We start from the raw sequence: 13,950 nt of genomic DNA, 5'->3' as shown, positions 1-13,950 counted from the left end.
CGTGCTTATTATGCATGATATAATAGTAATTAGTTAATCAGAGCAAACGAGAAAGGGGTTATTATGCAGAATTTTACGTTCTACTCACCTACTTATTTTGTTTTTGGAAAAGACACTGAGAATCAGGCCGGAGAGTACGTCAAGAAGTTTGGCGGAAGCAAAGTTCTTATTCATTACGGCGGCGGAAGCGTTGTTAAATGGGGACTTCTTGACAGAGTTAAGGCTTCTCTTGATAAGGAGAGTATTCCTTATGTGCTTCTTGGAGGCGTTAAGCCCAATCCCAGAAGCGGCCTTGTTTACGAAGGAATAGAGCTTTGTAAAAAAGAAAATGTTGACTTTATTCTTGCTGTGGGCGGCGGAAGTACTATAGATTCATCCAAGGCTATAGCTGCAGGAACAGTTTATGACGGAGATTTCTGGGATTTCTATCAGGGAAAGACTATCACTGAGGCTCTTCCTGTGGGAACTATCCTTACAATTGCCGCTGCAGGCAGTGAGGGAAGTCCTGATTCCGTTATTACCAAGGAAGATGGTATGATCAAGCGCGGTGCAAGCGGAGACGCGATAAGACCTAAGTTCAGTATTCTCAATCCCGCTCTTACCCAGACTCTTCCCGCATATCAGTCGGCAGCAGGTATCACGGATATTATGGCTCATCTGTATGAGAGATATCTTACAAATACCGCTGAGGTCGAGGTTACGGACAGACTTATAGAAGCACTTCTTCTTACAATGAAGCACGAGGGACCCAGAGTTATCGAAGATCCCAACAACTATGAGGCAAGAGCCAATATCATGTGGGCAGGAATGATGGCACACAATAATTCATGCGGCGTCGGAAGAACTCAGGACTGGAACAGCCACAACATTGAGCATGAGCTTTCAGCTCTCTATGACTGCGCTCACGGAGCAGGTCTTGCTGTTACAATGCCCGCTGTATTCACATATGTAATGAAGCACGATGTAATGCGCTTTGCGCAGGTAGCTACAAGAGTTTGGGGTTGCCAGATGGACTTCACCAATCCCGAAGTTACAGCTAAGGCCGGCATTGAAGCTCTCAGAAACTTCCTCATCTCGATCGGTATGCCCAAGAACTTTGAGGAACTCGGAGCCAAGAAGGAAGATATTCCAAAGCTCGTTGATGTCCTTTGTAACGGCGACGGAAGACCCGGTTCAATCTCAGGCTTCGTAACTCTTAGCGAGGATGATTGCACCAAGATCTATGAGCTTATGATCTGAATATAATACATATGAATCAATAAAAATGCTCTGCATGCGTCCATGCAGAGCATTTTTTATGAGATTAAGTTAATGCACCTTCACATTGCTGTGGGGCAATAAGATCAGCCAACATACTTCTTGAGCGTTGCTCTTACGGCGCCTGTGCCGGCGATAAGTTCTTCAAAGTAAGAAAGAACTCTATCCGAAAGGCCTGCTTCTTCAAGGTCTACGCCAAAGATTGTAGCGTCCTTGAGAATAGGAAGAAGCTTAGCTTTGATAGCAGCTTTATCTATAGAAGCTCCAAGCTCAATTCCTTCAACAAAGCTCTTAGCCTTCTCAAGAAGCGGATCGGGGCTTGGCTCAAATGCTTTGCCGTTATCGTCTACGCCCATCACATAGCGAAGCCAGCCGGCGTGTACTAGAGGAATACACTTTAGATCGGCTACATTGAGACTATCTGAAGAAAGGTAAGCTTTGATAGTCTCACCGAATCTGATGGCAAGCTTCTGCGATGTGTCTGTGGCAATCCTTTGAGGGGTATCAGGCATGAACTTGTTGGGAATTCTGACGTTTACAACGGTATCAATGAATTCCTGAGGCTTTATAACACCCGGATCTGTAACAACGGGGAGTCCCTCAACATATCCGATTGTCTTAACAAGCTTAACAAGCTCCGTATCTTTCATTTCTTCTGAGATCTTGTCGTATCCAAGAAGGCATCCGTATACGGCAAGTGATGTGTGAAGAGGATTGAGGCAGGTACAAACCTTCATTCGCTCAACCTTATCCACAGTCTCTTTTTCCGTGAAGATAACTCCGACCTTCTCAAGAGCGGGACGACCGTTCGGGAACTTATCCTCGATAACGAGGTATTCGCTCTCCTCAGCATTAACAAAGGGAGCAACCCAAGTTTTCTTGGAAGTCACAACGGGCTCAAGCTCCTCGATTCCATCGTTTTTAAGAATCTCATTAACGGAATCGTCGGGTCTTGGTGTGATCTTATCGATCATTGACCAAGGGAAAGAAACCTTGGAATCATCTTCTATATATGAAATAAATCCTGCGTCAGCCTTACCGTTTGCAGTCCACTCTTTTGCAAATGCATGTACCGCATCAAAGAGCTTATCTCCGTTGTGTGAGCAGTTATCTGTGCTGACCATGGCGATCTTCTTTTCACCTGCAAGGAATCTCTCATACAAAAGAGCTGCAACCTTACCGATATAGCTCTGAGGCTTTGAAGGGCCTGCTGCAAAATCGTCTTTTACAGCGGGAAGAAGCTCACCTGCGGGATTAACAAGGCTGTAGCCTTTCTCTGTGATCGTAAAAGTAGCAAGCTGAAGAGAATCGCATCTAAAGATCTCTTTAAGACGAGAAAACTCTTTTTCATCATTTGAATCAAGGATGCATGACTCCGCAATACTTGAGATCACGGATTTTTCAACGGATCCGTCAGCTTTAAGTGTGACAAGGAGTGAGAGGTTGTCGTGAGGTCTGTACATCTTCTCGATGATCTCATAGTCAAAACCTTCTACGACAGTAAGTCCCTTATCGTTCATGCCGCCGTCAAGCATTCTCTGTGAAAGATTGGCCTGAAATGCTCTGAAGATATTTCCTGCTCCGAAGTGAACCCACTCGGGTGCTTCAACTGTCTTTTTTATCATTTCAGCCCTGTCGAAAGTGGGAAGGTAGTAACCCTTCTCTTTCCAAGCGCTGTCTTTTAAACTCTGTTCGTTAAGCTTCATGATCAAACTCCTCTCTGATGTGCCTTATCTATTGCTTCCCAAAGACCGTTGAGGTAAGTCGCACCGAGCGCTCTGTCATAGAGACCGTAGCCGGGCATTGCAACTTCGCCCCAGATCATTCTTCCGTGGTCGGGACGGATAGGTCCGTCGAAGCCTGTCTCGTAGAGAGCCTTCATGATCTCGTACATATCGAAAGTTCCGTCGGCTGAAAGGTGAGCAGACTCCTCAAAGTTGGTGGGAGAGATGAACTTAAGATTACGAACGTGTGCAAAGTGAATTCTTCCTTCAAGTGCTCTGATCATGTGAGGCAGATCGTTCTCAAGGCTTGTGCCGTAAGAGCCGGAGCAGAATGTAACTCCGTTGTGAACGTCATCAACCGCCTTCATGAGCTTAAGGATGTTCTTTTCATTGTTGATGATCCTCGGAAGTCCGAATACAGACCAGGCGGGATCGTCGGGATGGATAGCCATCTTGATGTCATACTTATTACATACGGGCATGATCGCCTTCAAGAAATAAACAATATTTTCAAAGAGCTTGTCCTCGTCGATTCCTGAGTAGAGCTCAAAGAGCTCCTTGATGTGAGCCATTCTTTCGGGCTCCCAACCGGGCATTACGCTGCCGTTTGTGTCACCTGAAAGTGTTTCGAACATCTTCTCGGGATTGATAGCATCGATAGCTTCCTGAGTGTAAGCAAGTACGGTCGAGCCGTCTTCTCTTTTTCTTGCAAGCTCGGTTCTTGTCCAGTCGAATACAGGCATGAAGTTGTAGCATACCATGTGGATATCTTCTTTACCGAGATTCTCCAAAGTCTTTATATAGTTATCGATGTGCTCGTCTCTCTCTGCGGTAGCAGCCTTGATGGCATCCGATACGTTTACCGATTCGATACCTGAAACCTTAAGTCCGCCGTCAGCGACATCCTTTTTGAGAGCCTTGATCTCGTCCTGAGTCCAGAGCTCGCCTGCCTGCTTGTTGTAAAGAGTTGTGATAACGCCCTTTACACCGGGAACCTGTCTTATCTGCCAAAGCTTGACGGTATCGTATTCCTTACCGTACCAGCGAAGTGTCATTTCCATAATTAGAATTTCTCCCTTCCTAATACATCTTTTTTGATCTGATTTAATGATCTGAATAATAATTGTGGTCTGTATAATACAATAGTTTCTTTTAGTAAAAAAAAGAATGGAATAATTTGTTTCATACCTTGCAAAAATTGCAATCGGTGTTATTATACAAATATGAAAAGCAAACTAAGATCATCCTTTAACACAAGACAATACATGGTTTCATCGGATTTTGAGGTCTACTATTACTCAGACAGAGACTTCAAGACGCTTAAGCCGCATGCCCATGATTATTACGAGTGCTACCTCTTTATAGAGGGAGACGTTACCATGGAGATATTCAGTCCCGAGGGCAAGACCATCAGATACAAGATGTCTCCCGGCGACCTTATGCTGGTTCCTCCCGGGATCTCGCATCATGCGCTTATGAACAACCCCGAGAAGAACTACAGACGTTTTCTGTTCTGGATCAGCAAGGATTGTTGCAATTCACTCATGCAGGAATCAGTTGATTACATGTTCCTTTTCCAGAAGGCGGAGGCGTATCACAAATATATCTACCACCTTGCGCCTGCGCAGTTTCACATGGTAGAGTCCAAGTTCTTGCGCCTTTTAGAGGAGATCGCAAGTGAGAGATACGGAAGCACTGCGTTCAGACATCTGTGCCTTTGCGACCTTATCCTTACGATCAACAGGATTGTCTACGACGAGGAGAACATCAGCAGCGGAAGTGATGAGCTGACTCTTTTCCAAAATATCATTGCTTACGTTGAGAGTAATCTCGAAGATGCCCTTACGCTCGACGATATTGCCGGGCAGTTTTTTATAAGCAAGTACTACGTTGCGCATCTTTTCAAGGATACGCTCGGCGTTTCGCTCCATCAGTACATTATCAAAAAGCGCCTCGCCGAGTGCAGAAATGCGATCACGGGTGGCGCCAGTATTACAGGAACATATGAGAGATTTGGTTTTAGAGATTATTCCAGCTTTTTTAAGGCATTCAAAAAAGAGTACGGAATGTCCCCAAAGGAATACCAGGGACTCTATTCCAACAGCATATTACACACAGACGGTAAAGAGGCAAAGAAATGATACAGGACATAGCACCACATAAACTTCACAACGAGTACGATCCGGGCAAAAGACCCGGTGCAGACAGCAAGATATTTGTTTTCAGAGACAATCAAAGCGGCCGCGGCGATAAGGAACTTGCACTTTTTCTTGATGATGAAAAAAAGTGTGTCGAACTTCCGAAGTACTGCGAATTTTCGGGGCAAAAGATATCCGAAGAGAATTTCATATATCTTTTTTCCGTAGACGATGAGAGCTTTTTCCTTCTTGAAAATGTGGATGAAAAGACGCTTTCCGAGATCTTTAAGGGTAAAAGATACAGCTTTTGTTCTTTGAGAGAACTCAGAAACGAATATTACAATCCCAAAGAATACATTTATGCGGCATTTACCGCAAACCAGCTTGCCGAGTGGTATTCTGTAACAAGGTTCTGCGGAAAGTGCGGAGCAGAGAATGAGAACGATAAGCTAGAGCGCGCAAGAACCTGCCCTAAATGCGGAAACAAGATCTACCCGAGGATAAACCCTGCCGTTATCATTGGAGTTACCGACAAGGAGACCGACAGTATCATTCTTACCAAGTACCGCGTGGGCTACGGCCACAACGCTCTTGTTGCGGGCTTTACAGAGATTGGTGAGACGCTTGAAGAGTGCGTTGCAAGAGAAGTTATGGAAGAGGTCGGACTTAAGGTTGAAAACGTAAGATACTACAAGTCTCAGCCATGGGGTATCGCAAGCGACATCCTTGTTGGTTTTTACTGTGATGTGGTTGGAAATAAAGAGATCAAGATGGATAAAGGCGAGCTTAAATATGCCGAATGGGTGAAAAGAGAAGACATCGTCCTTCAGCCGCTTGAGTACAGCCTTACGAATGAGATGATGACAGTATTTAAAGAAAAAGGGTATAAAGGAACGGTGTAGCATAAGCTACACCGTTTTGTTAATTAAAGAAAAAATAAGGAACTTCCGATCTCACTTCGTTCGCCGGAAGACGTTCGAACCAGACTCAACAATACTTCGTCAGGTTCTCACAGCCGATATATTATATCGCTTCTTGCAGGTCCGTTACTTACCATAGTGATGGGATATCCGATCTGCTCCTCGATGAACTCGATATACTTTCTGCAGTTCTCAGGGAGATCTTCGTACTTCTTGATTCCTCTGATATCGCACTTCCATCCGGGAAGAGTCTTGAATACGGGCTTAGCCTTCTCAAGAAGGTGTGTTACGGGGAACTCAGTTGTAATTTCGCCGTCAATATCATAGCCTACGCATACGGGAATCTCATCGAGATATCCGAGAACGTCAAGTACTGTGAAAGCAACATCCGTTGTGCCCTGAAGTCTGCAGCCGTACTTACTTGCTACGCAGTCATACCAGCCCACACGTCTGGGTCTTCCTGTTGTTGCGCCGTACTCACCGCCGTCGCCGCCTCTTCTTCTGAGTTCCTCAGCTTCATCTCCGAAGAGCTCTGATACGAATGCACCTGCTCCGACAGCTGATGAATAAGCCTTGGATACTGTAACGATCTGCTTGATCTCATAAGGAGGGATGCCTGCTCCGATCGCGCCGTAAGCTGCGAGAGGAGATGAAGATGTAACCATGGGATAGATTCCGTGGTCGGGATCCTTCATTGTTCCGAGCTGACCCTCGAGAAGAATTGTCTTTCCTTCCTTGATCGCTTTGTCGAGATAGAGAGATACGTTGCCGACATAAGGCTTAACCTGCTCTCTCCAGTCAATAATCTGTTTGAAGAGTGCTTCCTGATCGATGGGCTCTGCATGATAGAGATTAACAAGGAGTACGTCCTTGATCTGCGCGATACGTGCGATCTTTTCCTTGATAACGTCATCATCCTGGAAGAACTCGTTTATCTGCCATCCTATCTTAGAGAACTTATCTGAATAAAAAGGAGCGATTCCTGACTTTGTTGAACCAAAGCTCTTTCCGGCAAGTCTTGCTTCCTCAAGTGAATCGAACTGCACATGATAAGGCATCATAACCTGAACTCTGTCTGAGATCATGATCTGAGGAGCGGGAACTCCCTTGGAAGTAATCTCATTAAGCTCATTCATGAACTTTGTGATGTCAAATGCGACACCGTTACCGATGATGTTCATGATGTGTGAGTGGAATACACCTGAAGGCATCGTGTGAAGTGCGAATTTACCGTAATCGTTAACTATTGTGTGTCCGGCGTTTGCTCCGCCCTGGAAACGGATAACGACATCGGCCTGGTCTGCAAGAGTATCGGTAATCTTACCTTTTCCCTCGTCGCCCCAGTTGGCACCTACTACTGCTTTAACCATTTTAAAAAATCCTCCTTAAAAATAACTCTTTTAAGCTACATGAGATATGATATACGAAAAAAGAATATAAGTAAAATCAATCTTTTTTATATTTGCCATAAGTTTTGCTTATTTCTCGAAATTTTATATAAATTTATACAATTTTTTGACATACAAACCGGTAAAAAGCTTAAAATAATAGTACATATAATCATTTATGATTCGCATAATATAGGAGGTTAGCATGGGCAGAGCAGCCGTAATAGGAAATGAATTTTCACAAGATTCATTCAAAAAACTTTCTGTATCCGATAAGTTTAAAAAAGTCTTCAACAGACTTAGACTTAATCTTGTTGTTATCTTTGTGGTAATCATCATAATTGATGCTTTCTCTGTTTTTAATCTGAATATGATCTACAACAGATTTTATGAGCAGAATACCCAGCAGGGTGAGATACGTATCACCATCCAGGCCCTTGCCAAGTACTACCTCTGGGCACTGAATGCATATGACGAGGCTGACAGAGCCGAGCAGATGCAGGGGGCAAAAGAAAAGATCCAGGAGCTGAACGATGGCCTTGATTCACTCGGAAAGGTATATAACGACGACCTTACCGAAGTATATAAGCACATCGCGGATATAGACAATTCCGCGGCTACTTTGGATGCAATGTTTGCTGCGGGTAATTCTCACGAAGAACTTTATAATTACTACGTTGCCAACGTCAACGAGGCTATAAAAGTAGTCGTTAAAGATTTCAAGGAAATAGGTATATCAGCCAAAGAGCAGGCACATAAAGCATTTAATGCCGCTCTTACAAGTGTGTTTATTTTGACTGTGTTCTCACTGGCCATAGTTGCCTATGCGATTCTTTATTCAAACAAGGCAAGACGCGCTCTAACCGGAAGCATACTCGGACCTATCGAATCCATTTCCAAGGCTGCCGACGACATGGCTAACGGTAAGATCGAGATCAAGATCCCCAGCGAATCGGACGACGAGCTTGGAAAGCTTGCCAATGATATCACATATTCGACCGATGTTATCGAAGAGATTGTAAAAGATATTACGGAGACCCTGGGACGTATGTCAACGGGCGATTTCTCCTGCGGTTCAAAGAATGAAAAACTGTATATCGGTGATTATGCTGCCATTAAGAAGGCTCTCGGAAATATTGCCGAGACGCTTAGCAGCACACTTCAAGAAGTTAAGAATTCTTCATCGCAGGTTTCTCAAGGAGCCATCAATATGTCACAGGGAGCCAACGATCTTGCGGAAGGCTCTACAGATCAGGCTGCGGCTGTTGAAGAGCTTACGGCCTCGGTTAATTCAGTAACCGAGCAGACAAGGCAGCTTGCGACAGTTGCGGAAAAGAGTAAGAGAATGGCGACTGAAGTAAGAGACAATGCCGAGACATCAGCTGCCAAGATGCATCTTGTGACAGATGCCATGACCAGGATCACTGAGGCGTCCGCTGAGATTGAACAGGTAACAAATTCAATTGAGGCTATTGCCAGTCAGACATCACTTCTTGCACTCAATGCTTCAATTGAGGCTGCAAGAGCCGGAGAAACAGGAAAAGGCTTTGCGGTTGTTGCGGATCAGATTGGACAGCTTGCGGATCAGTCCAGCGAAGCTGCAAAGAATACACATCAGCTTATAGCAGATACAATGGATGAGATCAGTAACGGTAATGCGGTTGTTGCAGAGACGACGCAGGCGCTCGATGCCATGCAGCACAGCGTAGAAGAGATAACGGAGATGATCGTTCAGACAGGAGACCTTGCGGAGCAGCAGTCTCAGAGTATGGACGAGATCGATAAGGGAATCGAGATGATATCCAATGTCGTTCAGAACAACTCCGCTACAGCTCAGGAATCAAGTGCCGTATCGCAGGAACTTTCGGAACAGTCGGAGAGTCTTAACAAGCTGATAGATCAGTTCACGATAGGTTCACAGTTCTGATTTTTGACACAGTATCATAATATTGCTTTTGAAATATGCCTACATTATAATGATGTAGATATCGATATTTCGGTATCTACATCATTTTTTATTTAATGAGCATAAGCAATTTGGGGGCGCCGCGGCGCAAAAGAGAGGACTGGGGTATGATACATATTAAATCATTAGAGGACGGACTTGAGCTTTTTAAGACTCTGGGCTCCGACATAAGAATTGAGATCATAAAGGTGCTTCTTGATGAGGGAAGCCTTAACATGAACGATCTTGCAAGACATCTTAATATCACAAACGGTGCTCTTACAAGTCATATAAAAAAGCTTGAGGAGTGCGGACTTGTTCGCGTATCATCGGAAGCACTCGGTCACGGCAATCAGAAGATCTGCTCGGCAACACTTGAAAGAATACTTATAGATGTTGTTCCTGAGAAAAAAGATCAGGATATATATACAACGGATATTAAAGTCGGACATTATCTTGACTGCCTTGTTTATCCCACATGCGGAATATGTTCAACGGAGAAAGCCATCGGAGAAGTTGACGATCCAAGATATTTCACTCATCCCGATAGATTCGATGCGGATATTCTTTGGTTTACCAAGGGCTTTGTTGAATATCAGATTCCAAATTTCATCCCAGGCAATCAGAAAATAGATGAACTATGCATCACCGCAGAGCTCAGCTCGGAGGCTCCAGGTTACAATAACGTATGGCCTTCCGATATCTATTTTTACATTAACAATACATTTGTCGGAACTTGGACATCTCCCGGAGATTTCGGTGACGTGAAGGGAGTCTTTACGCCCGATTGGTGGTTCCCGATGTGGAATCAGTACGGACTTATCAAGATGCTTGTCATAAATCACGACGGCACTTTTATTGACGGACTCAAGATTTCCGATGTAACGACAGATTCTCTTGAACTTACATCCAAGAGCAATATTAAATTTAAACTCGAGGTTCCCGACACTGCGGAGCATGTCGGAGGACTAACGATATTTGGCAAAGGTTTTGGTAATTACAACCAGGACATCAATGTCAAAATGAAATACAGTGCAATGAATTAAGGAGACATCTAAGTGGAACAGAACAGCAAAACACCTATGTACAAGCGAGTTCTCGCTATTATCGGTATCTTGATCCTTATCGGTATGTACATAAATCTTTTAATTCAGGCGGCAATCGGTTCGCCTGATACCTTCAACACATTTGTATATTGCGCAGCCGCAACAGTTGCGGTTCCGATAGCCATATGGGTACTTATGTGGGCAACAGGTGCGATCATCGGAAGGCATACGATGGCATCACTGGATCTTTTTTCAGCAAACAAAAGACATGACAAATACGGAAACGTTATTCCGGATGGCGAGATAGATACGGTTGTCTTTGATATAGGAAATGTCCTTGTTGATTTCGCCTGGGAGAAGTTTATTGAGGATAAGGGCTTTACCGGCGAGATCGCAGAGCGTATCGGAAAGGCATCTGTTTTGAGCGATGACTGGAAAGAGATCGACCGCGGAGTCCTTTCTATTGAAGAGATAATCGGAAATTTTGTTAAGAACGATCCTGAGATAAAAGAGCAGATTGAAAAGACATTCTCGGATTTTAACAATATCTGTATAAAAAGAGACGCAACGATTCCTTGGATAACGGCGCTCAAGACAGCCGGCTATAAGGTTTTGTATCTTTCCAATTATTCGGGACAGGTTCTTGAAGGAACAAAAGAAGCTATGGCATTCAGAGAATTTACCGACGGAGGCATTCTTAGCTACACCGAGCACATGATAAAGCCCGACCGTGAGATTTATGACCTTCTCGTTGAGCGCTATAACCTTACACCTTCAAAGACAGTATTTATCGATGACACTCCCGTCAACGTGGAGGCTGCCAAGAACTATGGTTGGAAAGGCATCGTGTTTAAGGATTATAAGCAGGTAAAAGAAGAACTTGAGAAACTTGGGGTGAAATACTAATGAAGATCTTGGAAACGGTGAACCTGAGACCATTGATCACATGTATTCAGACCTTCAGGAATTTATCAGCATGTGCAACAGCATTATACGTGAGCGCTAAAAGTACTTGTGCAGTACGACGCCTCAGGCTTTTATAAGCTCGACGAGTTTTCTTGCGGCAATAGACAGCGGTCTTGTTTCGTTTGTGATAACGCAGATCTTCCTTTTGGGGATCATCTTATTAAAACGAAGCTCGAACAAAACTCCGCTGTCGAGGTACTCTTTGGCAAAGTCTTTGACAACGCAGCCGACTCCAAGGTTACGAAGCGCGAACTGTACGATCATGTCGCTTGTTGCGAGCTCGAACTCAGGGTGAAGCTCGGCGCCGTTCTCGGTTAAAAGAGAACTTATATAATCTCTGGTACTTGTCTTTCCTTCAAGCATTATTAACGGAACGTTTGAAAGATCGGAAAAATCCAGCATCTTATTTTTATATTGAATAAACTTACGGCCGGCTACAAAGGTATCTTCTATCTCGGAAACGGGGAAGAAACTGTAGCCGTCTTTTTCTTTAAAGGGCGTGGAAATAACACCGAAATCAATCTTGTCATCTTCGAGAGAAGAAAGCGTTTCGGGTGTGGGACCGTTGGTTACGGTAACCTTGATCCCGGGATAGAGCTCATGGAATTTTTCAAGATAGGGCAGCAAAAAGAATCTGAGCGTCATATCGCTTGCACCGATCCTGACTTCTCCGGCGTCCAGATGAAGAAGCTGCGAAAGGCGCTGCTCTCCGAGCTCTATCTGTTCATAACCTCTTTCGATATATCTATATAGAAGATTTCCTTCACTTGTAAGCTTCATTCCTCTGGAAGTTCTCTGAAAAAGAGTGCAGCCGAGGGACTTTTCAAGCTGATGGATTGACTGTGTCACGGCAGGCTGGGAAATAGACAGTTCTTTTGCCGCGAGAGTTATGCTTGAAAGCTTTCCTACATAATAAAAGGTTTTATAATATTCGAGGTTGTTGGTCATAAGTGGGCTCCGTGGGGTACCTTGATAAAGGTGGAGTGCGGTTGGTTGTGGGGAAATACGCATTGCTACGTTGCTTCGCAACTCTCGCAATGCTCCAATCATTCGGAATCCGCTATTTTTACATCGTAAAAATGCTACTTCCTCATGAATGGGTGGGGGAGGCAAGCCAATTTGATATACGCATTGCCATAATTGTGATATAAGAAGTGCTGCGCTGAGGCAGCTTTCGCACTTCTTCATTCATTCGGAATCCGCACTGTCGTGCTACTTCCGAATGCCTGTACGATTCCCAAAAACAAACAGAATCTTAAGCGAGCTTAGATTCTGCTTCTTTTTGGGAATCTATATCACAATTATAAAAAATAATATTGCCATTCGCAAATCTGCTTGCTATAATGTTTCAAGAACTCGGACAGGAGTTTTTTTGAGTGCCACAAATTCAGTTAGAAACGGCCGAAAGCCAGAACAGGAGCGGAATTTCATGAGCATGGAAAATGACAACAATGTCAATGAGAACAGTGTTGAGGATATTATTTTAAGATATCGACCCGAGCTTGCGAAGATTACACCTTACCTTAATTGGCTTAAAGAGAACGTCAAAGTTGAGGTCGCTCAGACCTATTCAAACAGCGAGCTCAAATCTATACCCTTTCCGGTATACGATTCCAATCTTTTGGGCTTTGTAAAGGCGGCTCAGACCACCAATCTTCTAGATCGCAACTACGTCTATGTTTACAGCGAGAATCACCTTAGAAACTACAAGGACGAGCTTCTTTTTATACAGGAAGCCGGAATCACGGACATGGATGCTCTTGCGGGAATCCTTTCCAGTTACATATTAAGAGGAATGGTAAAGGGCTCTGTTTGGTCAGAAGGCGTGGCTACGGGAGTTCTGTATCAGGTAGTCAAGAAGATGGACGAACTGATCAAGTTCTGGGGACAGGATAACCTTTCAAGACAGTAACATTGACAAGTAGCAGAGGATAGCGGACGAATGGGAGAGAAATCCACCATCAAAAAGAAGTACATTCTTGGCAAGGCCAGAGAAGTCTTTGCCGAAAAAGGCTTCAAGAATGTCACAATGAAGGATATTGTAGATGCCTGCGACATCAGCCGTGGGGGTCTTTATCTCTATTTTTCCGGTACAGATGAATTATTCCTTGCAGTTCTTGCAGACGATATTGCAGAAGACGATGAAGAAGCCGTAACGGCAGCTCTTTCCGGCAATGCATCTGCAGGTGATATGTTAGCTCTTTTCCTAAAAGAACAAAAGAAAGAGATCCTCAGGAAAAAGAACAATCTCATTGTCGCTACTTATGAATACTTTTCCGTTAATAAAGTATCGGCTAAGGATAATCCCCTAAAAAAACAGTTTGATACCGCAGTTAAAATAGTTGAAAAGCTTATTGAAAACGGCGTTGAAAGTGGTGAATTCTATTGCGAGAACCCTCTTGGATGTGCTCGTAATCTTATGTACGTTGTGGAAGGTCTCAAGATCACTTCCAAGACGGTAGGTATTAATGAAGAAGCCATTGATAAAGAGCTTATGTATGTATTAGAGGGATTAGTGCCCGATGAATTAAATAATAACAGTAATTAATAAAGAGTGCTTTGAACC

12 protein-coding genes are annotated in these 13,950 nt (G+C 44.0%); 8 read left to right on the top strand and 4 right to left on the bottom strand.

Features of this window, described 5'->3' with window-relative positions; translation table 11 throughout:
* Positions 1–63 precede the first annotated feature (63 nt).
* Positions 64–1,239: an iron-containing alcohol dehydrogenase gene (locus tag BM377_RS11820; protein WP_092248550.1), complete on the top strand. Its 1,176-nt coding sequence runs from the start codon at positions 64–66 to the stop codon at positions 1,237–1,239.
* A 104-nt stretch (positions 1,240–1,343) separates the two neighbouring features.
* Here BM377_RS11820 and BM377_RS11815 read toward each other — a convergent pair whose 3' ends face one another.
* Both BM377_RS11815 and uxuA read right to left on the bottom strand, forming a co-directional pair.
* Positions 1,344–2,963, bottom strand: coding sequence for a mannitol dehydrogenase family protein (locus tag BM377_RS11815; RefSeq protein ID WP_092248547.1), 1,620 nt, complete (start codon positions 2,961–2,963; stop codon positions 1,344–1,346).
* Positions 2,964–2,965: 2 nt separating this feature from the next.
* Positions 2,966–4,042: a mannonate dehydratase gene (gene uxuA / locus BM377_RS11810; protein WP_092248544.1), complete on the bottom strand. Its 1,077-nt coding sequence runs from the start codon at positions 4,040–4,042 to the stop codon at positions 2,966–2,968.
* A gap of 162 nt (positions 4,043–4,204) precedes the next feature.
* On the opposite strand from uxuA, the gene BM377_RS11805 reads away from it, so the two are divergent.
* Together BM377_RS11805 and nudC are read left to right on the top strand one after the other, a co-directional pair.
* Positions 4,205–5,122, top strand: coding sequence for an AraC family transcriptional regulator (locus BM377_RS11805; protein WP_092248541.1), 918 nt, complete (start codon positions 4,205–4,207; stop codon positions 5,120–5,122).
* On the top strand, positions 5,119–6,021 hold the full coding sequence (gene nudC, locus BM377_RS11800; protein ID WP_092248538.1) for an NAD(+) diphosphatase: 903 nt from the start codon (positions 5,119–5,121) through the stop codon (positions 6,019–6,021). Before BM377_RS11805 ends, nudC begins: the two co-directional genes overlap by 4 nt.
* A 107-nt stretch (positions 6,022–6,128) precedes the next feature.
* Here nudC and BM377_RS11795 read toward each other — a convergent pair whose 3' ends face one another.
* A complete protein-coding gene (locus tag BM377_RS11795; protein ID WP_092248535.1) occupies positions 6,129–7,409 on the bottom strand; it encodes an adenylosuccinate synthase in 1,281 nt (426 codons plus the stop codon).
* Positions 7,410–7,632: 223 nt separating this feature from the next.
* On the opposite strand from BM377_RS11795, the gene BM377_RS11790 reads away from it, so the two are divergent.
* The 3 genes from BM377_RS11790 (at position 7,633) to BM377_RS11780 (ending at position 11,324) form a co-directional block, all read left to right on the top strand.
* Positions 7,633–9,354, top strand: a complete 1,722-nt coding sequence (locus BM377_RS11790) for a methyl-accepting chemotaxis protein (RefSeq protein WP_092248532.1) — start codon at positions 7,633–7,635, stop codon at positions 9,352–9,354.
* A 146-nt stretch (positions 9,355–9,500) separates the two neighbouring features.
* Positions 9,501–10,418, top strand: a complete 918-nt coding sequence (locus tag BM377_RS11785; RefSeq protein WP_092248529.1) for an ArsR/SmtB family transcription factor — start codon at positions 9,501–9,503, stop codon at positions 10,416–10,418.
* Positions 10,419–10,430: 12 nt separating this feature from the next.
* A complete protein-coding gene (locus BM377_RS11780; RefSeq protein ID WP_092248526.1) occupies positions 10,431–11,324 on the top strand; it encodes an HAD family hydrolase in 894 nt (297 codons plus the stop codon).
* Between the two features lie 123 nt (positions 11,325–11,447).
* Here the strand turns inward: BM377_RS11780 and BM377_RS11775 are convergent, their stop codons facing one another.
* A complete protein-coding gene (locus BM377_RS11775) occupies positions 11,448–12,332 on the bottom strand; it encodes a LysR family transcriptional regulator (RefSeq protein ID WP_092248523.1) in 885 nt (294 codons plus the stop codon).
* A gap of 481 nt (positions 12,333–12,813) precedes the next feature.
* On the opposite strand from BM377_RS11775, the gene BM377_RS11770 reads away from it, so the two are divergent.
* Both BM377_RS11770 and BM377_RS11765 read left to right on the top strand, forming a co-directional pair.
* The gene (locus BM377_RS11770) at positions 12,814–13,296 is read left to right on the top strand and encodes a hypothetical protein (protein ID WP_092248520.1); all 483 of its coding nucleotides are present in this window, start codon (positions 12,814–12,816) and stop codon (positions 13,294–13,296) included.
* A 30-nt stretch (positions 13,297–13,326) separates the two neighbouring features.
* Positions 13,327–13,932 (top strand): TetR/AcrR family transcriptional regulator, encoded by a 606-nt coding sequence (locus BM377_RS11765; protein WP_092248517.1) that lies wholly within the window; start codon positions 13,327–13,329, stop codon positions 13,930–13,932.
* The last annotated feature ends 18 nt before the right edge of the window (positions 13,933–13,950 follow it).

The sequence above is a fragment of the Butyrivibrio sp. INlla21 genome, from assembly GCF_900116875.1.
Classification (GTDB): domain Bacteria; phylum Bacillota; class Clostridia; order Lachnospirales; family Lachnospiraceae; genus Butyrivibrio.
Note: the sequence above shows the minus strand (reverse complement) of the source record. Positions and strands in the feature narration are given on the sequence as shown.